Source organism: Microbacterium sp. Bi128 (assembly GCF_918698205.1).
Genome location: NZ_CAKKMM010001190.1, coordinates 1 through 1,597 on the forward strand (window position 1 = coordinate 1; position 1,597 = coordinate 1,597).

General features: G+C 67.2%; 2 protein-coding genes. Both read right to left on the bottom strand.

Going from position 1 to position 1,597, the window contains the following annotated elements; translation table 11 throughout:
* Positions 1–581: alpha/beta fold hydrolase (locus tag LQV45_RS31115; RefSeq protein WP_230011183.1), on the bottom strand; the 581-nt coding region annotated here is incomplete at its 3' end.
* Between the two features lie 11 nt (positions 582–592).
* The gene (locus tag LQV45_RS31120) at positions 593–1,462 is read right to left on the bottom strand and encodes an aldo/keto reductase (protein ID WP_230011185.1); all 870 of its coding nucleotides are present in this window, start codon (positions 1,460–1,462) and stop codon (positions 593–595) included.
* Between the last annotated feature and the right edge of the window lie 135 nt (positions 1,463–1,597).

A 1,597-nucleotide genomic window follows, 5' to 3' on the forward strand; every position in this document is an offset into this window, starting at 1 on the left:
CTCATCACCCGCACGATCGCCTGGCTGCGCAGCAGGGCCAGCCCGAGCCGCTGGGGAAGGCGTGCGGCGGCCTCGTAGTAGAACACCGCGAGCTTCGTCATCAGGCCCTTGGGCCCTTCGAGGGCGGGCGCCGCGATGGGATTGACAAGGATCAGCTCGGCCACGGCACCGGGGTTGGCCGCCACGAAATGGCTGGCAATGATCGAACCGAACGAATGCCCCAGCAGGACCGTGTCCGCGCCCAGTCCCAGAGCAGCCATGAAACCGCCCAGGAACTGGCTGTAGCCGGCAACGCTGTGCCCGGTTCCCGCGAAGGCGGCCGAGCTGCCGAAGCCCGGCAGGTCCGGCATGATCAGGCGCATGTCCGTCAGCTGGTCGGCTACCCGGAGCAGGCCGTGGTGGTCGCCGCGGAACCCGTGCACCACCAGGATGGTGCGCGTTTCGGGGGTGACCTCGGCGGGTTCGTAGACCCAGTACGCGATCCGGGCACCGTCAACCTCAACGGACGCGGCCCGGGTGCGGGCGTCGAGTCCGCCGCTGAAGAGGGGCGTGCGTGAGGACCCGGTATCCACTTGTTCCATTGGTTCGAATCCTATGCGACGTTGTCGGGGTGGGAGCCGGTCCGGAAGCCGCGTTCGAGGCCGCCGACCTCCGTCATATCCAGCGGGGAGAGCTCAAAGTCGAAGACCTCGAAGTTTTCACGGATCCGCCCGGACGAGCTGGCCTTGGGGATGGCGATATTGCCCAGCTGCAGGTGCCAACGCAGGATGATCTGCGCCGGCGTGCGGTCGTGTTCGGCCGCCAGGGCCAGGATCACGGGGTCCTTCAGGATCTGGCCGCGGCCCAAAGGACTCCACGCCTCGGTGCGGATACCCAGCAGCTCGTGCTTTTCCCGCAGTTCATCCTGCTGCAGCCAGGGATGAAGTTCGATCTGGTTCACGGCGGGCACCACCTCCGCCGTTTCCAGGAGCCGGTCCAGGTGCTGCGGCTGGAAGTTGGAGACCCCGATTGCGCGAACCTTGCCCTCGCGGTACAGCGTCTCCAGGGCCCGGTACGTTTCCGGGAACAGGCCACGGCGCGCGCACGGCCAATGGATCAGGTAGAGGTCGATGTATTCCAGGCCGAGGTTGGAGATCGAGGTGTCGAACGCACGCATGGTGGCGTCGTAGCCTTGGTCGTCATTCCAGACCTTGGTGGTGATGAAGAGGTCCTCGCGGGAAACGTAGGGTGCGGTTTCCCCCGGCCCGCCGCCGGTGCCCTCAAATCCGGACAGGGCACCGATTCCCTTGCCGACGCCCGTCTCGTTGCCGTACATGGCGGCGGTGTCGAAGTGCCGGTAGCCGGTCTCGACCGCCATGGTCACCAGGCTGGCGGCGTCGGCCGGGGGGACCTTGTACAGCCCGAACCCCAGCCGGTCGATCAGTACGCCGTTGTTCAGGGTCAGCCGGGGGGAGAGTCTCATGACAAAGACTTTACCCACTGGCGCTGGCGAGTGCCGGACCGTCGTTGCCGCCGGCCGCGCCGGTCACGGTGCCCGCAACCGCTCAGCCCAGTCCGTCGAACCGGACGAGCCTGCGGGCGCTGGCCTCGTCCAGGA

Coding starts and splice junctions, on each gene's coding strand:
- LQV45_RS31120 (WP_230011185.1), bottom strand. CDS start 1,462: ATGAGACTCTCCCCCCGGCTGACCCTGAACAACGGCGTACTGATCGAC.